The following is an 18,052-nucleotide window of genomic DNA, read 5'->3' as shown; positions in this document are numbered from 1 at the left end:
CCAGGCGCTCGCCGCCCGACGGGCGAGGACCGGTCCGTCCGGGCGCCGGTCAGTCCAGCGCCTCGGTCTCGCACAACGCCTGCAGTGTCCAGCGGTTGAGCGTCTCGCTGCCGGCGTCGTAGGTGAGCCAGGTTCCGTCGCCCAGCGGGCGCGCGTAGGTGTCGGCGGGGCCCTCGGGATAGGTCACCGTGCCGCGTATCTCCAAGGTGGGGGTGTCGAGGATCCAGTGGCTGGGGGATTTGCCGTCCTCGGCGGAGTCGAGGGTCGACGCGATGACGGTATCGGCGTCCACGAAGCCGCAGGTGTAGTCCCAGTGGAGGGGATGCTCGTCGTCGTCCGACGCGGCCGGTCTCTCGGCGAGCACGGTGCCGTCCAGGGCGTGCAGCCGTATGTCGGCGCCGTAGTGCTGGACCGTCAGGAAGCCCGCGTGCCCGGGGTGGACGTCCATCAGGATGCGGTCCATGGTCTCGTTCAGGTCCCAGCCGGTCAGCTCCCTGCCGTCCCATCGCGCCCAGTGCAGCAGGATGCCGTCCTGGCCCATGCCGATGCACAGGCCCACATGGACGCCGTCCGGATGGGAGAGCTGGTGCGAACCGGCGGCGGCGCTCTCCAGTGGCATCGCCGCCAGCTCGCGTCCGTCACGGGCGTCCAGGACGACCCAGCGCTCCTCCCATTCGCCCTCCTCCGGCTCTGCCACGATGTGCGCCCACACCAGGCTGCCGTCGTCCGAGATCCGGCAGGAGCCGTGCTCGAGCCCCCGGCACACCTCCTGCTCGTCCCCGGTGTGCGGGTGGCCTGTCTCCGGTCCCCAGCAGCCGTGCCGGTACTCCCACAGGGTCTCACCGCCCGGGCCCACGGCCCGTGCCGCGCGCTGCCCCGAGAACACCGCGAACGTGCCGTCGGGACTCACCGAGTGGACACCGCTGTCCCAACCCGGCCAGGGCAGCGGGAAGACGGCGCTGGGCGCGCGCTCTCCGGCGAACACCTCGTCCAGGTCGTACACCTCCAGCTCATGGCCGCTCCGGAGGAGGGCACGGCGTGAGTCGGTCCCGCGGCTCTCGAAGGCGAAGCCGTTGACCAGGGCCTGCCCGCCGGGCAGGCGGACCGAGTCGCGAAGGTGTGCAGTGATCGGCATGGGTCCGAAGGTAGCGGAGCCCACTGACACCGGGCCGGGGCCGGCCGGCTCACTCGGGGGTCGTGGCCTCGGGTCGGCGTGCCTGACGGCGCCACAGGGAGGGGGTGGTGCCGTGGCGGCGTTTGAAGGCGACGCTGAAGGCGAACGGGTCCTCGTAGCCGACCTGGTGGGCCACGGCCGCGACGGTCGCCTCGGTGTCCCTCTGGTCGAGCCCGACCTACGGACCGACGTCGACCATGAGGCGCGGACCCCCCGGCTCGTCGCCGAAGCGGTGGACACCGGCGTACGACGGCTGGTGCTGCTGTCGGCGTACGGCGTGGGCGAGGCCGACGACACCCACCCCCTCAAGGGCGCCGAACGGGCCGTGCGGCGCTCGGGCGTCGAAGGGACGATCCTGCGGCCCGACTGGTTCTCGCAGAACTTCAGCGAGGGTCCCTGGCTCCAGGGGATCCGGACGGCGACCCTGTCCCTGCCGACCGGCGACGGCCGCACGCCTTTCGTGGACGCCGGGGACGTCGCCGAGGTCGCCGCATCCGCGCTGACCGAGGACCGGCACGGCGGCCGGACGTACCAGCTGACCGGTCCTCGGGCGATCGGCTTCGGCGAGGCGGCCGACCTCATCGGCAGGGCCACCGGACGTGTCGTCCGCCATGTCGACGTCGATCCCGGTGTGTTCACCGAGCGGCAGATCTCCTCCGGTGTTCCGGCCGACGTCGCGCGCCTGCTCACCGGCCTGCTCGTGACCGTCCGTTCCGGCCGGGGCGCCACGGTCGCCGACGCCGTGGAACGAGCCCTCGGCCGGCCGCCGAGGCCGTTCGCGGACTACGTCGCCGAGACCGCCGCCGGTCACTGGAGCTGACCCGACCGCACCACGGCCCCGGCTGCTCAGGGCCTGGTGCCGTCGGCCGTCAGGACGGCGAGGAGCCTGCGCGCCCGCTCGCGGAAGGCCTCGTCCTCGCGGATGATCCGGCCTTCCACGCCCGAGCGGATGACCCGCGCGTCGCCGTCGGCGAGAACCGCCAGCCGGGCCAGGTGACGTGGGGCCAGAGATGCGGAGCCGAGGGACTGCAGGGCATCCAGGGCTCCCGTCGGGTCGGCTTCCTGCTCGACGGCGTCCAGGACCGCCGTGGCGAGCCCGGTGCGCGGCGGTGGCGCGGGCTCCGCCACCGCCGCGAGGGCGAGCACCGCGGCCGGTACCTGCTCCGGGTCGCCGAGCAGGGCCTCGAGCCGGGCGGTCAGCGGACGTCCGGCCGGGCCCAGCAGTGCCGTCGCCCGGGCGGCCCGCACCGCGGACCAGCGGGCCCAGGGGCTCTGTGCCGCCCGGGCGAACACCGAATCCAGGGCCTCGACGACCGTGGGGGCGTCACCCGTGATGCGCCACAGCGCTTCGGCGAGCGAGGTGTCGGCGTCCAGTGCGGGGGTGACGGTGCTGCCCTTCCCTGCGGCAAGTGCCGCCTGCAGTACGGGAACCAGGGATCCGGCCCGGGGCCCGAGGGCGCCCGCTGTTCCGGCGGCTTCTTGCAGGTCGCGCGAGTCGCGTCGAAGCTCACGGGCGAGGCACGCCAGCAGCGGCTCCGGCTCGCCGACGAGGTCGTACAGCGCCTTCGCCGCCCGCAGCGAGCCTCGTTCGGCGGTGGCCCGCAGTGCGGTGGCTGCCCGTTGCCGTTCGCCGGGGCCGCAGTCGCGCGCGAGGGGGATGATGGCGGTGGCGGCCTGTCCGGGGAAGTGCGGCAGCAGCGCGTACAGTTCGGGCAGCGCCGAGGCGGCCCGAGCGCCCCAGCCGGCCAGCAGCTTCGTCAGCTGCCCCGGCTCGTTGCCGCTCAGGCTTCCGGGGCGGGAGAGGCGGCGGCGTACCGCCTCGAGGAGTTCGGTGTCGTAGGGGAGGACGACGTCCACGGGGCTCAGGAAGCCCGCGGCGGCGTCCAGGGCCCGTGGGCGCCGGCCGAGGCCGCGGGCCAGCAGCGGTACGGCTTGGGCGGGAGCCACCAGCACGAGCGCGGCCAGGGCCCGGTCGGCGTGGTCGTCCGCCCGGTCCGGGCTGCGGCCGGCGAGCGGCGCCAGGACGGACGCGGCCGGCGCTGCGGCGGTGCCCAGGCGGCCCAGGAGCGATGCCGCCGCCACCACGCCCTCCTCCTCGGTGGTCGCCTCGATCAGCCCGGCCAGCAGCCGCCGCGGGGCGCTGCGCGAGAGCATGCAGGCGCGGTCGGCCGCCCACAGCGCCTCGGCACGGACCTCCGCCCGACCGTCCCGAAGAGCGGCGTCCAGCAGCGCGAACACCGCCTCCCGGTCCGTCTCGCGGTCCCGGCCGAGCAGCGCCTCCACCACGGCGGCCAGGGGCTCGGCGCGGTCGAGGTCGAAGCCGTCCGAGACCAGTTCGTCAGCGGGCAGGAGGGACAGCAGCGTCGAGTGGTGCTGCCCGGTCCAGGGCAGGTTCGCGTCGAGACAGGCGAACACGGCGGCGAGCCGCAGCTCCGGCGGCTGGGAGGGCTCCAGGACCGTGGCGGCCGCTTCGGCACCGGCGCGGGCATCCAGCCGGGACATCGCGGCCAGGATCGCCGACCGCACCGACGGCTCGGACTCCTCGTCCCAGCGTCCCCGCAGTGCGGGAAGGACGGTGGCGGTGGCGCGGGTGTGGGACACGGCCCAAGCCGCGGCCCGGCGGACCTCCGGCTCGGCGGCATCGAGCAAGGGCAGCAGCAGGGCGAGCTGTTCGGTCACGGCGGCCCGGACCGTGCCCTGCGGCACGCCGTGCTCGTCCTCGCTCTCGGCCATACCCCCGAGCAGCGTCAGCAGGTCCGCCGTCCGATGGCCCGAGGCCGCGATCCTGGCCAGAAACGGCGCGATGTGTGCGCTGGCGGCGTAGACCGTGCCCTGGTGCAGCACACTCCCGTACAGCTCCGACAGCGCTGCGGCCGCCGCGTCGTCGTCCGGCCCGGTCAGTGCCCGCAGCAGATCGGGAAGGTCCTCCGCGGTGCCGTAGGCGTGGGAGAAGTCCGGCCAGGGCTGGGCGTCGAGGCCGTCGAGGGGGTGTGCGCGTTCCATGCGGGGCATCCTGCCAGTCGGCGCAGACTCCGGGGCAGCGCGGTCATGTCGTCCCGGCCGTCGTCCGGACGGCTCACGGGTGTGAGCAGCTCGGTGGGCCGGGGTCAGCCCTCGATGTCCAGGGCCGTCCCGTACAGCCGGTCCACCCGCAGCCGGATCACGACCCTGCGCTCGGCCACCTGCTGTGCGAGGAAGGCGTCTTCGTGCTCGGGCCTGGCGGTCGGCGGGAGCATCGCGAGGAGTTCCCGCCCGACCGCGTCACCGGGCACCGTGGTGGTCTCGGAGACCTCGGCGGATCCCTCGGCGACGGCGAACGACCACACGTCGCCGCCCTGCACATGCAGCGCCGCCCGCGGATCGCGCCGCAGTTGCTTCGCCTTCGCGCGGTCGGCCGTCGTGGACAGCCGCACGACGCGGGACTGGGGGTCCCAGGCGTAGAGCATGGTGGTGAGGTGGGGGTGACCACTTCGCTTGACCGTGGCAAGGGTGCCGAACTGCTGCTTGGCGAGCAGATCGGAGAGGGCTTCGTCGGACAGGGGCCGAGGTGCGGGTCCTTGAGTCATGCGGTGATCAACTCCCGTCCGCACGAGGGTATTCCGGGTGCCATGCCCCCACCTGGCGCCCTCAGTTCGTGTACCGCTCCGGCCGGTCCACGCGCACGGCTCGCCCGGGTCGCCGTATCACCGCTGCTGGAGCGGATCGACGACCCGGACGCCGCTGCCGTGCACGACCATGCGGCCGCGCGCCGGATCACCGTGTGGCCGAGCGCGGGCGGCCGAGCGGAGGGGCGGGGCTCAGCCCTCGGTGGGCCGGTACGGGCGGGGTACGAAGACCAGGGCGTCGCCCACGGACCGCTCGGTGGGCCCGCTGGGGTGGTTCACCAGGGTGCCCTCGACGGACATGGTGGTCGAGCCGCCGCCGTCCAGGTTGACGGCGTCGGCCAGGCCCAGGGCGTTGGCGACCGCCGCCGTCTCGTCCATCGTGGTGCCGACACTGGTCGTCATGCGGCCGTCGATGGTCGCCAGGACGACCTTGCCCTGGCGGGTCGTACCGGCGATCGTGCGCGGGTTGCGGTCGAAGAAGCTGCCCGAGCCGGCCGGCACCACGATCCGGCCGTGCGCGGTGAGGCGATAGCGGCCGTTCACGCCGAACAGCCCCGGGCGGGCGGGAAGCCGGCGGCCCTGCTCGTCCGTGAGCACGGATTCGGTGCGCAGGCAGCCCCCGTCGGCGGTGTGCAGCAGGGCCGCCGCGTCGGCCCCTGTGGCCTGTACCGAGGTCTGGCCGGCGGTCAGGTGCGTGCCGCGGGCCGTCCGGGTGCGGACGACGCAGCCGTGCCGGTCGAGGACCACCTCGACGCCCGCTCCGGAGGGGGTGCTCTCGGCGAACTCGGGGGTGAAGCGCACGACGTCGCCGGGCACGGTGCACCGGGTGGGATCGGTCAGGTCGGCGCAGGCCGCCGGGACGGCGGGCGGATGGTTCACGTACTTCAGCGGCAGGGTGGCTCCGGTCCGCCGGTTGTGCAGGCTGCCCGACCAACTCAGCCGGCCCATCAGGGCGCGGTTGCTGTGGGCGTCCACGACGAAGTCGGCCTCCGCGGGGTCGCCGGTGGGCTCGCTGAGCAGCCGTCCGTCGTAGAGGCCGAGGCCCACCGGGTCGCCGGGATACTGCGCGCTGGCGGTGAAGGTGAAGAAGGAGCCGTTGACGCCGGCCAGGGCATTCGAGGAGCGCACCAGATCGGTCGTCCTCTCCGTGTGGGCCAGGTCGGGGCCGAATGTCGCCTTCAGCTGCCCGTGCGCCCTGCGCGGGTCGATGGTGAGGACGTCGACCACCCAGGGGCCGCGTGTCGTGGTGTTGATCTGGTCGGCCGGGGCGGGCTCGGTGCCCCGGACGACACGGGTGAGGGTGACACCGTCGGCCAGGGTCTGTGTCGTGCGGGTCTCCGCGAGGCCGGGGTCGCCGAGCGGGAGCGTCGCCTGGGCGGCGGTGGCCCGGCCGGCGGGCGGCGCGAGCAGCAGGAGCAGGGCGGCCGCGGTGAGCGTCGCCGCACGGGTCAAGCCGGGTCTGTACGAGGTGAATGCCATGCACGCGAGGGTGCTCGTCGATGCGGACGTCCACCCGTGCGGCGGTTGATGTGCCGGTCCCGGTTCGGTTAACTGCCGGTTACGCGGGTCGAGTTGGCGGATACCGGCGAGCAGGAACCGGGCCGGGGGCCTGGCGTGCGCTCCCCCGCACCCGACGACCCTGACGAACCCGGCCGGCGTCCGTCCTGCCGTGCGCGGGCCCGGTCGAGGCTGTGCCGCTTCAGTAGCGCTGCACGTGAGCGTGGGACCGTCGGCCGCATCCCTCGCGACACGACGACGGGGCGTCCCGCCAGGCCTCATGACCCGGCGGGACGCCCCATCACGACCCGCGCTGCCGCTAGTTGCGGCGCCCCGCGGGATCGTGGGCGAAGGAGTCCCGGTCGGCGCCGGGCGCCGATGCGGAACCGCTGACACCGGTGCCCGCGCCGGCCGTCGCCGCCTCGGCCTGGTCACCGTGCCCCGGCCACCACGCGGCGTGGCCGATCAGCGCGGTGAGGCTCGGGGTGAAGAACATCGCCATGACGAAGGCCGCGACGGCGATGCCGAAGGAGACCGCGAAACCCATCTCCGTGAGCAGCGAGTTGCCCGCCAGCATCATCGTGGCGAAGGTCGCCGCCAGGATGAAGCCGGCCGCGGCGACCGTCGGACCGGCGTGGCGCAGCGCCATGCCGGCCGCCTCGCGCGGTTCGCGGCCCTCGCGGGCCTCCTCGCGGAGCCGGGCGATCATGAGGATGTTGTAGTCGGTGCCGATGGCGACCACGAACAGATACATGATCACCGGGAGCATGAACATCAGGCCCGAGTGTCCCTGCCCCTTCTGGAAGATCAACACGGTGGCACCGAGGGTGGCGCCGAAGCCGAGGCCCACCGATGCCATCAGGTACCAGGGGGCGACGACGCTGCGCAGGAGCAGGCCCAGGATCACCATGATGAGGATGGCGGCCACCGGGAAGACCGTCTTGTAGTCGTGGTTCACCGCGGTGTTGATGTCCTTGTAGATCGAGGACATGCCGCCGACGACCGCCTTGGTGCCGTCAGGGGCGTTGGCGTGAGCGACGTCCCGCACCCGGCCCACGGTGTCGATCGCCTTGTCCGTCGACGCCTCGTACTTGAGCGTGACGGTGAAGTCCGCGGTGCTGCCGTCCTTGTTCACCTGTGTCATGCGGGCGTTCGCGACCCCGTCCACGGCCCCGAGCCTGCTCGCGTACGCGGCGAAGGCCGCCTTGTCCAGCGGCTTGCCGTCGGTGCTGGACAGGTAGACGTCGGTGGGTGCCGCGGCGCCCGCCGAGTACGCCTTCTGCATCTGGTCCTGGACGACCATGGACTCCTTGGTCTTCGGCATGGAGCCCGAGGCCAGGTCGAAGGTGGCGTGGTAACCGAAGATGCCGCCCGCCAGCGCGACCAGGACGAGACCGGACAGCGCGGCGGCGAGCGCCGGACGGCGCTGGACCCCGCGGCCGAGGGCGGCGAAGCGGGCGTTCTCCGGTTCCTTCTGCCAGGACTTGGAAGGCCAGAAGACCTTCGGTCCGATCAGCGAGACCACCGCCGGGATCAGGGTCAGACCCGCGACGAGGGTCGCGCCGACCGCGATGGCGAGCGCCGGGCCCATCTGCTTGAGGAAGCCGAGGGTGGACAGCACCAGCGCGAGGAAGGCGATGATGACGGCCCCGGCCGCCGAGGCGATGGCCTCACCGACCCGGCCGACCGCGTTGACCATGGCCTGCTTGGGTTCGTCACCGGCGCGCAGTCGTTCGCGGTACCGGAACATCAGGAACAGGAAGTAATCCGTACCCACGCCGAAGAGCACGACGATCAGGATCGACGAGATCGAGCTGTTCGCCTGGAGGTCGAACAGCTTGGTGGCGTAGGCGATCAGGCCGTTGGCGACGGCCGACACCAGGCCGATCAGCACCAGGGGCAGTACGGCCAGGATCGGCGCCCGGAAGATGATCAGCAAGGTCACCAGGATGATCGCGAAGGTGCCGAAGCCGATCAGCGCCTGTCCTCGCTTGGACGAGTCCTGCTGGTCGAGAGCCTGGGCGGCGCTACCGCCGAGCTTGACGTCGAGATGCGTACCCTTGGCCAGCTGCTTGACGTCGTCGCGCAACACCTTGGCCGCGTCGGCCTGTTTGGGCTGGCCGGCGTTCTTGCTGTCCATCTGCACCAGGGTCAGGTCGTACCTGCCGTCCTTGGACGGCGGGCCGGGGACGACCTTCTGCACCTGGTCGATGTGCTTGTTGCCCAGTTCGGTGGTGATCCGGGCGATGTCCTGCTTGTCGGCGGCGGTCAGCTCGCCGCCGTCGGTGCGCTGGTACAGCGCGATCGCGGACGGGGTGAAGGTGCTGGGGAACGCCTTCTGTTGGAGATCGGCCGCTTTGATGGACTCGTAACTCTTGGGAAGGAAGCTGCTCTCGTCACTGTTCGAGGGCAGACTCGGTGCAGTGGCGACGATCGCCACCGCTGCGATCAGCCAGGCCACGATCGTCCAGACGGGATGTCGGACGACTGTGGCGCCAATACGTCGGAACATGCGGAAGGTCCTCCTGGGCAGGAAGATCACCACAGCCCGGGGAGCGGTCCCTGGCACGTCGGCGACCCTGACCGGCGCGTATCGAACGAGCCGGTCGAATGGTTGTCTTATGGCACATGGTAGTGACCGGACAGGAAGGTCATCTCGCCATTTGGTCTCCCCCTCGAGTGATGTTCGAGCGCTCAGGGGACGTGGAGCGCCCGGGACGTGGAGCGCCGAGCGGACACGTGAGCCCTCGGCCCAGGACCGGGACAGGCCGCTCAGCCGAGGATGAACGGGAGTTCGGCGGCGAAGTCACCCAGGGCGGCCTTCTCCGCTTCGGTCGGCGTACGGCGTCCGGTGCCGACGAGCAGCGCGTCCTTGTCGGAGAACGAGGCGGGGAAGGGAGTGCCCGCGATCTTCTCCAGCGACGCGCGCGCCGCCGTGAGCGTCTCGACGGGTGGCTCGGCGGCCGACGGCAGACGGGCGATCAGGTCGAGGTGGTGCAGGGTCCATTCGACCACGTACGCGGACAGGTAGTCGCCGGCGGTCAGTACCTCGTCGCGCGTACGGACGCGGAGGGCCGGATCGGCGAGCTCGGCGGCGCGGCCCGCCGCGGAACCGACGTCGTCCAGGTGGAACTTCAGCCACCGCGGCTCGCCGTAGGCGGCGGCCAGCCGGGGGATCAGCGCGTCGAGCGGATCCTGGCCGGTCGGGGGCTCGACCAGGTTCCAGTAGGTGACCGCGTCCACGGTCGGTTCGGCGTCGGTGGGTGTGACGAGTGTGATCAGGACGTCCTGGGCGTCGATGACCAGGTGGCACACCAGGTCACGTACCAGCCAGCCGGTACAGCCGGACGGCCGCTCGAAGTCCTCGTCCGGGAGTTCCGCGACCGCTGTGCGCAATGCCGTCCAAGAGCGTGAGAAGAGATCCACTGACCGCACGGTAGTGCGGGGCCGGCTCGGCGGACAACCGAATTCGGACGGGCCGGAACTCGGATGGCGTGCCTGCCCCACTCCGCGTGCCGCGGTGCGGCGACGCGCCTCAACTCGCTTTCCTCATGGCTTACTTCACACCTTGACCCCAATGGTCTGTACCTCTAGTTTCACAGCTCAGCCATCCCCCACCCGAAAGGCCACCCTCCTCCATGGCCAGGTCCCCTTCCGCCGCCGTCCTCACAGCCGCACTGGGCCTCTCCGCGTGCCTGCTCACCGCTTCCCCGGCCCAGGCCGGCACGCACGCCCCAGCCGCTCAGGACTCCGACACCTGCTGGGCGACCCACTACGGTCCGCAGCCGCCCGGCGCCCTGACGGCCAGCGGCGAACTCTTCGACAACAACGCCGACACGGCGGCGACCTCGCTCAGCCGTCAGCCCCAACTGCCCTTCGGCACACGGGTACAGGTCACGAACACCGCCAACGGCAGGTCGCTGGTGGTCCGCATCAACGACCGGGGCACGTTCGCCTGGACTCCGCAGGTACCCAAGTGCCTGGACCTGACCGACGGCGCCTTCGGACGGCTCGGCGGAAGCCTCGATCCCGACGCCGGACACATCGTCGTCACGGAGACCGTCCTCGGCTGACGGCCCGTACCCCCGTCTCCGGCCGGCGGCACGGCACGTCCGCCGGCACCGGCACGCACCCCATCCACCCGACCTGGACCGGAGCACCTGTCGATGCACCTCCGCCTCGCCGAACTCCCGCACAGACCCATACGTCCGGGGCGTCTCGCACGCTTCCTGGCCGGCGGCGCCGTCGCCGCCCTCCTCGCCGCGCTGTTCATCGCCTCGCCCGCCCGGGCCGCGGACGGCCGGATCACCGGGCTGGCCGGCAAGTGCGTGGACGTGGAGGGCGCCAACAGCGCCAACGGCACCGCCGTACAGCTCTACGACTGCAACGGAACCGGTGCGCAGAACTGGTCGAACCCGGGTGACGGCACCCTGCGGGCGCTCGGCAAGTGCCTGGACGTCGTCGACCGCGGCACCACCGACGGCGCGGCGGTCCAGCTGTGGGACTGCTCCGGCGGCGCCAACCAGCAGTGGGTGGTCACGCCGGCCCACGACATCGTCAACCCGGCCGCGAACAAGTGCCTGGACGTGCGGGACGACAACAGCGCCAACGGCACGCGGCTGCAGATCTGGACCTGCACGAGTGGCGCGAACCAGAAGTGGAACGCTCCGGCCGGCGGCGGAAGCGGCACACCGTCCGGATTCGTCGTCTCCGAAGCCCAGTTCAACCAGATGTTCCCGAACCGCAACAGCTTCTACAGCTACAGCGGCCTCGTCCAGGCCCTGAGCGCCTACCCGGGCTTCGCGAACACCGGCAGCGACACGGTCCGGAAGCAGGAGGCCGCCGCCTTCCTCGCCAACGTCAGCCACGAGACGGGCGGCCTGGTCCACGTCGTCGAGCAGAACACCGCCAACTACCCGACGTACTGCGACTGGAGCCGGCCGTACGGCTGCCCCGCCGGACAGGCCGCCTACTACGGGCGCGGCCCGCTCCAGCTCAGCTGGAACTTCAACTACAAGGCCGCCGGTGACGCACTCGGCATCGACCTCCTGGACAACCCCTGGCAGGTGCAGAACGACGCCTCCGTCGCCTGGAAGACGGGCCTTTGGTACTGGAACACCCAGTCGGGGCCGGGCACGATGACCCCGCACGACGCCATGGTCAACGGTGCCGGATTCGGCCAGACCATCCGCAGCATCAACGGCTCCCTGGAGTGCGACGGCAAGAACCCCGCCCAGGTCCAGAGCCGCGTCGACGCCTACCAGCGCTTCACCCAGATCCTCGGCGTCTCGCCGGGCGGCAACCTGTACTGCTGACCGGGTCCGCCCTCGCCCACAGGTGCACCGCCTCGCAACAGAGGCGGTGCACCGCGTGCCCGCCATCAGCACGGCATCCAGGTGCGCACCGTACGGCTGGTCCGGCTCAGCGGGCGGCGTCCATGCGCTGGGTGCCGATGACCGACAGCAGCCGCAGCGCCTCCTCGGACGGTGTGCCGGGGACGGCGGTGTAGATCACGACCTGCTGGTCCCGGTCGGCGAGGTCCAGGGCGTCGCAGTTGACGGTGACCGGCCCGACCTGCGGATGCCGGAACGTCTTGCGGAGCGTGGGTTCCGCGTCCACGTCGTGGGAGTCCCACAGCCGGGCGAACTCCTCGCTGCCGGCGCGGAGTTCGCGGATCAGCCCGGTCACCTCGGGATCGTCGGGGTAGCGGGCGGCGGCCGTGCGCAGCCGGCGGGCGGCGTGCCGGGCGAACGCGTCGGCGTCGGACACGCCGTACAGCCGCTGCCCCTCGGAGCGCGGCCCGAGGAAGGCACGGCGCGCGAGGTTGCGCTCGCGGCGCGGCAGGGCCGAGAAGTCCTCCATCAGGGCGGCGGCCAGCTCGTTCCAGGCCAGCACCTCCAGCGTGGCCGAGGTGACGAAGGCGGCGGACCGCGGCAGCCGGTGGATCAGGTCGAGGATGCTCTGCCGCACCTCGCGCGGGGGCCCGGGCGCGCGGTCCGGCGAGGCGCCGGCCAGCAGATGGAGGTGCTCGCGTTCGGCGTCCGACAGCCGCAGGGCGCGGGCCAGTCCGGCCAGTACCTCGCGGGACGGACGCGGGCCGCGGGCCTGCTCCAGCCGGGTGTAGTACTCGGTCGAGATGAACGCCAGGTGCGCCACCTCCTCGCGGCGCAGCCCCGGCGTGCGACGGCGCGGCCCGGCGGCCAGGCCCACGTCGGCAGGGCCGATCCGCTCGCGCCTGCTGCGCAGGAATCCCGCCAGTTCCGCTCTGTCCACACCTCCAGTGTGCGGGTCTGCGGCGAGCCCGATCCAGGTACTGCCGGTGCCTGGATGGGCCCGCCACCCGGGGCGCAGGCTCGCTGCCATGGACAACGCACAGAACGTCATGGACGACACACCGGACATCGACACGCCCGCATACGGCCTGCTGGCCGGCAAGGTCGCCTTCGTCAGCGGTGCCGGGCGCGGGATCGGCGCCGCCGCGGCCCGGCTCTTCGCCCGGGAAGGGGCCCGGGTCCTGCTCGCGGCCCGCACCGAGGCCCAGCTGAAGGCCGTCACCGAGGAGGTACGGGCGGCGGGCGGCACCGCGGACTACGTCGTGTGCGACCTGGCCGACACGGCGAGCGTGCGGGCCGCCGTGGACCGTACCGTCGACCTGTACGGCCGCCTCGACATCGCCTTCAACAACGGCGCCACGATCCAGCCGCCCGGCCCCATGGACCAGCTGCCGGAGGCCGAGTTCGACCATGTCTACGCGGTGAACCTCAAGAGCGTCTGGCTCGCCATGGTCGCCGAGGTGACCGCCATCCGGGCCACCGCCGGGACGGGCGCCATCGTCAACAACTCGTCCGTCGGCAGTCTGCGGGGCAACCCCGAACTGCCCGCGTACGGTGCGATGAAGCGGGCGGTGAACAGCCTCACCGAGTCGGCCGCCGTGACCTACGGCCCCGAAGGCATCCGCGTCAACGCCATCGCGCCCGGCAACACCCTGACGGAGATGATCCGGGCCTGGGAAGCTCAGGCTCCCGGCCTTCAGGACCGGCTCACGGCGCTCACCCCGCTGCGCCGCGCGGCCGTTCCCGAGGAGATCGCCGAGGCCGCCGCCTGGCTGCTGAGCGACCGCTCCTCCTTCGTGACGGGCACGGTGCTGCGGGTCGACGGCGGCGCACGGGCCTGACCGGGCGCGGGAGTCAGCCGAGACCGAGAACGCTCAGGGTCCGCTCGGCCATGCGCTGCTCGCCGAGCGCGTTGGGGTGGACCGGGACGATGTTCTGCCCGAACAGGAGCGGCTCGATCCACCGGGTGCCGACGGCCTGGCACGCGTCATGGCCCTCCGACGCCTGCGAGAAGTCGACGTACGTCGCCCCGGACTCCTCGGCGGCGCGCTGCACGACGGCGTTGAGGTGGGCCTGCAGCGCATGCAGGTACGGCACGTCACCGGAGGCGACCGGCAGCTGGGCGAAGCAGGACGGGTCGGCCTGGGCCGGCGTGATCCACGGATAACCGAGCACCGCCACACGGGCGTTCGGCGCCTTGGCCCGCACGGCGTCCAGCGCGTTCTTCAGCGCGGGGTAGGTCTTCGTGTCGATCCCGTCGTCGAAGGAGCTGCCGTAGATGTCCTTGCAGGGGCTGCCCTTGCCGCCGCTGAGAATGCCGGCGGTTCCGCAGGCGAGCATGGCGTCGACGAAGGTGCCGTTGTCGTTGCCGCCGATCGTCAGCGTCACCAGGTCGGTGCCGGCGGTGACCGCGTCCGTCTGCGGGGCGACCCCGGGGTACTGGGACGCGGTGAAGTCCTTGCTCTGGGCGGCGCCGCAGGTGACGTCCGTGAGCCCGGCGCCGGTGCGGGCGGCGATGACGTGGGGGTAGTCGGCCGTCGAGCGCAGACAGATCAGGTTGCTCGCGTCGACGGGCAGGACGCCCGAGGCGGCGCTGTAACTGTCGCCGAGGGCGGCGTAGTTCAGGGGTGTCGTGGCATGGGCGGGTGCGGCGGTGAGGCCGAGGGCCAGCGCGCCGGCGAGCGCGGACGTCGCGGCGATGGCCCGGCGCAGGGCAGACTTGGGCATGGGCGGGTGCTCCCTGTTCTCGAGGTGGGGACACGCAGCAGGCGGGCATGGCTGTGCCCGTGTGTGTGCTGGTGCGCGAGAATGCGGCGGCTCAGGGCAAGGGGGAGTTGCCTTGTCGCGGGGTTACCGCGAGGTACTACCGAGAAGTAATGTGCGGGCGGCGCACCCAGGAGTCAACGTTGTTGACAGAAGTTCTTGAAACACTCAGCTTCTTCGGGAACAACTGCTGTCTGGGCGCGAGAGGCTGACGGTGGGCATCACCCGGCGCGTTCCCCGGTGCGGGCGACAGCGAGCCCTTACGAAGTCATGACATGGCGGTCGCGTCACCCGGTTCCCGTGCCGTCGGCCTCTAGCGTGGCCGTATGCGTGTACTGGTCACCGGCGGTGCCGGGTTCATCGGGTCCCATGTCGTCGAGGCGCTGCGCGCGAGCGGGCACGAGCCGCTCGTGTACGACGTCCGGGCCGGTCGGGGCGCCGACGTGCGCGACCCGGCAGCGGTCGCCCGCGCCCTGTCCGGCGTGGACGCGGTCTGCCACCAGGCGGCCATGGTGGGCCTCGGCAACGGCGTCACGGACGCGGTCGAGTACGTCTCCCGCAACGACCTGGGCACCGCCGTCCTGCTCGCCGCGATGGCCGAGGCGGGCGTCCGGCGGCTGGTGCTTGCCGGGTCGATGGTGGTGTACGGGGAGGGCCGCTACGACTGCCCCGCGCACGGCGTCGTACGCCCGGGGCCGCGGGCCGCGGCCGACCTGGAGGCGGGCCGCTTCGAACCCCGCTGCCCGCGGTGCGGCGCATCGCTCGTCCCCGGCCTGGTCACCGAGGACGCCCCGCCCGACCCGCGCAACGTCTACGCCGCGACCAAGCTCGCCCAGGAACACCTGTCGGCCGCCTGGGCCCGCGCCACGGACGGTACGGCGATCTCGTTGCGCTACCACAATGTGTACGGCCCCAGGATGCCCCGCGACACCCCGTACGCCGGCGTCGCCTCCTTCTTCCGCTCGGCCCTCGAACGCGGCGAGGCCCCGCGGGTGTTCGAGGACGGCCGGCAGCGGCGGGACTTCGTCCACGTACGGGACGTGGCCGCGGCCAACGTCGTCGCGCTGGAGGCCGGGCCGCGCCCCGGAACCCTCACCGCGTACAACACCGGCAGCGGCGAGCCGCACACGGTCGGCGACCTGGCCCGCGCCCTGTCCGCCGCCCACGGCGGCCCGGAACCGGTCGTCACCGGCGAGTACCGGCTGGGCGACGTCCGCCACATCACGGCGGACTCCTCCCGGCTGCGCACGGAACTCGGCTGGAAGCCGGAGGTGGGCTTCGCGGAGGGAATGCGGGAGTTCACGCGAACGCACTGAGCGTGTCCACACGCGTGGGACGGCCTGACCCTTGATCATGGCGCTGCTTCGAAATGCGCATGAACCCATCGATGCGTACGAACCAGTCGAAAGGACAGCCATGTCGCGACGGACCCTGAGGCCGACCCGCGCCCAGGTCGCAGCCCTGCTCACCGCGCCGGTGCTCGGCCTGGGCCTCCTCGTCCCATCAGCCTCCGCGGACGCGCCGCCGCCCGGCCCGAAGGTCGACAGCGGCACCGTCATCGACAAGGTCTGCCGTCACGCGAACGAGGACCCCGAGGACGGCTCGGGCCTGTCCTGCGAGAAGGACATCGCGCCGCTCCTCTCGCGCATCATCGGCCCGGGGAGCGGGCTCACATGCCGGAACGTGGCCCCGAACTCCATCAGCTGCCGCCCGGAGTGACCGTTCACGCCTTCGCCGTCGGCAGGGTCACCTCGAAGCGGCAGCCGCCCGGGATGTTGCGGACGGTCGCCCGGCCCTGATGGGCCTCGACGATGCCCCGTACGATCGCCAGCCCCAGCCCCGCCCCGGCGGGCGGGGTCCGCGCGTCGCTGCCACGCCAGCCGGTGTCGAAGACGCGCGGCAGGTCCTCCTCGGGGATGCCGCCGCAGCCGTCCGTGACGGACAGCACCACCCCGTCGTCGGTACGCTCGGCGGCGATGGCGACGGTGCCGTCGGGCGGGGTCCGGCGGATGGCGTTGACCAGGAGGTTGCCGAGCACCCGGGTCATCTCCTTGCCGTCCACCTCCACCGGTACGGGTTCGACGCGGTCGCCCACCAGCCGTACCCCGTGTTCCCGGGCGAGCGGGTCGGCGCCGGCCAGTGCGTCGCCGACCAGGTCGTACAGGGAGATCCGGGAGGGGCTCAGCGGGAGGGTGCCCGCGTGGATGCGGGAGAGTTCGAAGAGGTCGCCGACCATGTCGTTGAGCCGTTCGACCTCGGTGCGGATCTGTTTGAGGTAACGGCCGGGGTCGGCGGCCACGCCGTCCTCCAGCGCCTCCGACATGGCGCGCAGTCCGGCGAGCGGGGTGCGCAGGTCGTGCGAGATCCAGGCGACCAGCTCGCGCCGGGACTTCTCGAGCGCCCGCTCCCGTTCGCGGGATTCGGCGAGCCGGGCGCTGGTGGCGGCCAGCTCACGGCTGAGGGCGGCCAGTTCGGCGGTGACCGGTCCGTGCGGGGCGGCGAAGGCGCCCGCGTCGCCGAACGAGCGGGCGGCGTCGGTGAGTTCGCGGCTGCGGGCAACGACCCAGCGGCCGAGGAGCAGCGCCGTGGCCAGGGAGACCACGGCCGCCATCGCGACGACGGTGGTGACCACGGTCAGGTCGTGCGACGACAGGAACATCGCCCAGGCGACGGCGAGCGTGCCGGCGAGCATCGCGCCGACGCCGACCGCCGCGACCACGGCGACGGAGGCGGTGAGCGAGCGGCGCCGGATCAGGCGCAGCACGCCCGCTCCCGCCACCCCCGCGGCCGCGGCGCCGGCGAAGGCGTACAGGGCGATGAGGAGGGTGTCACGCATGGTCAGTGCACCGCCCCGTCCGGTTCGAAGCGGTAGCCCACGCCCCACACCGTCTGGATCAGGCGGGGCCTGGCCGGGTCGTCCTCGACCTTGCCGCGCAGCCTGCGGACGTGGACGGTGACGGTCGAGAGGTCGCCGAAGTCCCAGCCCCAGACCTCGCGCATCAGGTCCTCGCGGCTGTAGGCGCGGCCCGGGTGCCGCAGGAAGAACGCGAGCAGGTCGAACTCCCGGAGCGTGAGGGCGAGTTCGGTGCCGTTCTTGGTGGCCCGGCGGGCGTCGGGGTCGACGGAGAGGCCGGCCGCGGCGAGCCGGTGCCCCGTGGTGGCGGGGCGGCTGCGGCGCAGCACCGACTCCACGCGCAGGACGAGTTCGCGGGGGCTGAAGGGCTTGGTGACGTAGTCGTCGGCGCCGACCTCCAGGCCCAGGATGCGGTCGTCCTCGTCGCCGCGGGCGGTGAGCATGATGACCGGCACGGGCCCGCCGTCCCGCATCCGCCGGCACACCTCCAGGCCGTCCATGCCGGGCAGCATCAGGTCGAGCACCACGAGGTCGGGCCGGTGCGCGGCGGCGCGGGTGAGGGCGGTCGGGCCGTCGTCGGCGCGGTCGACCACATAGCCGGCGCGGTGCAGGTATCCGGTGACGACCTCGGCGACGGTCGGATCGTCGTCCACGACCAGGATCCGGGCCGTCCCGCCTGCGGCTTCGGTCCCGTGGGGCTCGTACAGCGATTGCATGGCTCCAGCCTCCCACCGCTCGGCCGCCGCCGTCGGGCCGCGGGGCGGGCGTCCGCGTTTCGTAAGGACCATGAGTCCCAAATGCCCGATTGGCGTTCGTAGGGTGAAAC

At 72.5% G+C, this 18,052-nt stretch carries 16 protein-coding genes and 1 pseudogene; 6 read left to right on the top strand and 11 right to left on the bottom strand.

Annotation, left to right across the window (positions count from 1 at the left end; translation table 11 throughout):
* Positions 1-49: 49 nt before the first annotated feature.
* Together ACWDEN_RS40695 and ACWDEN_RS40690 are read right to left on the bottom strand one after the other, a co-directional pair.
* The gene (locus tag ACWDEN_RS40695) at positions 50-1,135 is read right to left on the bottom strand and encodes a hypothetical protein (protein ID WP_351615464.1); all 1,086 of its coding nucleotides are present in this window, start codon (positions 1,133-1,135) and stop codon (positions 50-52) included.
* Between the two features lie 49 nt (positions 1,136-1,184).
* A pseudogene (locus ACWDEN_RS40690) lies at positions 1,185-1,334 on the bottom strand (helix-turn-helix domain-containing protein); the annotation flags it as partial.
* Between ACWDEN_RS40690 and ACWDEN_RS40685 the strand changes: the two are divergent.
* Positions 1,302-1,994, top strand: coding sequence for an NAD(P)H-binding protein (locus tag ACWDEN_RS40685; protein WP_351615511.1), 693 nt, complete (start codon positions 1,302-1,304; stop codon positions 1,992-1,994). The pseudogene ACWDEN_RS40690 and the gene ACWDEN_RS40685 overlap by 33 nt on opposite strands.
* A gap of 26 nt (positions 1,995-2,020) precedes the next feature.
* Here the strand turns inward: ACWDEN_RS40685 and ACWDEN_RS40680 are convergent, their stop codons facing one another.
* From ACWDEN_RS40680 to ACWDEN_RS40660, 5 genes are all read right to left on the bottom strand, one after another.
* Complete coding sequence (locus ACWDEN_RS40680; RefSeq protein ID WP_351615466.1) at positions 2,021-4,177, bottom strand: hypothetical protein; 2,157 nt, start codon at positions 4,175-4,177, stop codon at positions 2,021-2,023.
* A gap of 104 nt (positions 4,178-4,281) precedes the next feature.
* On the bottom strand, positions 4,282-4,740 hold the full coding sequence (locus tag ACWDEN_RS40675) for a PPOX class F420-dependent oxidoreductase (RefSeq protein WP_351615469.1): 459 nt from the start codon (positions 4,738-4,740) through the stop codon (positions 4,282-4,284).
* A gap of 231 nt (positions 4,741-4,971) precedes the next feature.
* A complete protein-coding gene (locus ACWDEN_RS40670; RefSeq protein WP_351615472.1) occupies positions 4,972-6,258 on the bottom strand; it encodes a phosphodiester glycosidase family protein in 1,287 nt (428 codons plus the stop codon).
* A 337-nt stretch (positions 6,259-6,595) separates the two neighbouring features.
* Entirely contained in the window at positions 6,596-8,788 is a 2,193-nt protein-coding gene (locus ACWDEN_RS40665) for an MMPL family transporter (RefSeq protein ID WP_351615474.1), read from the bottom strand.
* A gap of 260 nt (positions 8,789-9,048) precedes the next feature.
* Positions 9,049-9,702, bottom strand: a complete 654-nt coding sequence (locus tag ACWDEN_RS40660; protein WP_351615477.1) for a maleylpyruvate isomerase N-terminal domain-containing protein — start codon at positions 9,700-9,702, stop codon at positions 9,049-9,051.
* Positions 9,703-9,914: 212 nt separating this feature from the next.
* On the opposite strand from ACWDEN_RS40660, the gene ACWDEN_RS40655 reads away from it, so the two are divergent.
* Both ACWDEN_RS40655 and ACWDEN_RS40650 read left to right on the top strand, forming a co-directional pair.
* Positions 9,915-10,349, top strand: coding sequence for a septal ring lytic transglycosylase RlpA family protein (locus ACWDEN_RS40655; protein WP_351615480.1), 435 nt, complete (start codon positions 9,915-9,917; stop codon positions 10,347-10,349).
* A gap of 93 nt (positions 10,350-10,442) precedes the next feature.
* Positions 10,443-11,591, top strand: coding sequence for a glycoside hydrolase family 19 protein (locus ACWDEN_RS40650; protein WP_351615483.1), 1,149 nt, complete (start codon positions 10,443-10,445; stop codon positions 11,589-11,591).
* A 106-nt stretch (positions 11,592-11,697) separates the two neighbouring features.
* Here ACWDEN_RS40650 and ACWDEN_RS40645 read toward each other — a convergent pair whose 3' ends face one another.
* Complete coding sequence (locus ACWDEN_RS40645; RefSeq protein WP_351615484.1) at positions 11,698-12,549, bottom strand: helix-turn-helix transcriptional regulator; 852 nt, start codon at positions 12,547-12,549, stop codon at positions 11,698-11,700.
* Positions 12,550-12,637: 88 nt separating this feature from the next.
* Here ACWDEN_RS40645 and ACWDEN_RS40640 point away from each other — a divergent pair, with 88 nt between their 5' ends.
* Complete coding sequence (locus tag ACWDEN_RS40640) at positions 12,638-13,450, top strand: SDR family NAD(P)-dependent oxidoreductase (RefSeq protein ID WP_450863000.1); 813 nt, start codon at positions 12,638-12,640, stop codon at positions 13,448-13,450.
* A 13-nt stretch (positions 13,451-13,463) separates the two neighbouring features.
* Here the strand turns inward: ACWDEN_RS40640 and ACWDEN_RS40635 are convergent, their stop codons facing one another.
* Complete coding sequence (locus ACWDEN_RS40635; RefSeq protein WP_351615486.1) at positions 13,464-14,336, bottom strand: SGNH/GDSL hydrolase family protein; 873 nt, start codon at positions 14,334-14,336, stop codon at positions 13,464-13,466.
* A gap of 362 nt (positions 14,337-14,698) precedes the next feature.
* On the opposite strand from ACWDEN_RS40635, the gene ACWDEN_RS40630 reads away from it, so the two are divergent.
* Together ACWDEN_RS40630 and ACWDEN_RS40625 are read left to right on the top strand one after the other, a co-directional pair.
* Complete coding sequence (locus tag ACWDEN_RS40630) at positions 14,699-15,688, top strand: NAD-dependent epimerase/dehydratase family protein (protein ID WP_351615488.1); 990 nt, start codon at positions 14,699-14,701, stop codon at positions 15,686-15,688.
* 100 nt (positions 15,689-15,788) lie between these two features.
* Entirely contained in the window at positions 15,789-16,091 is a 303-nt protein-coding gene (locus tag ACWDEN_RS40625; protein ID WP_351615490.1) for a hypothetical protein, read from the top strand.
* Between the two features lie 4 nt (positions 16,092-16,095).
* Here ACWDEN_RS40625 and ACWDEN_RS40620 read toward each other — a convergent pair whose 3' ends face one another.
* On the bottom strand, positions 16,096-17,208 hold the full coding sequence (locus ACWDEN_RS40620) for a sensor histidine kinase (RefSeq protein ID WP_351615493.1): 1,113 nt from the start codon (positions 17,206-17,208) through the stop codon (positions 16,096-16,098).
* Positions 17,209-17,210: 2 nt separating this feature from the next.
* A complete protein-coding gene (locus ACWDEN_RS40615) occupies positions 17,211-17,942 on the bottom strand; it encodes a response regulator transcription factor (RefSeq protein ID WP_351615496.1) in 732 nt (243 codons plus the stop codon).
* Positions 17,943-18,052 lie beyond the last annotated feature (110 nt).

The sequence above is a fragment of the Streptomyces sp. NPDC001153 genome, from assembly GCF_053598315.1.
Note: the sequence above shows the minus strand (reverse complement) of the source record. Positions and strands in the feature narration are given on the sequence as shown.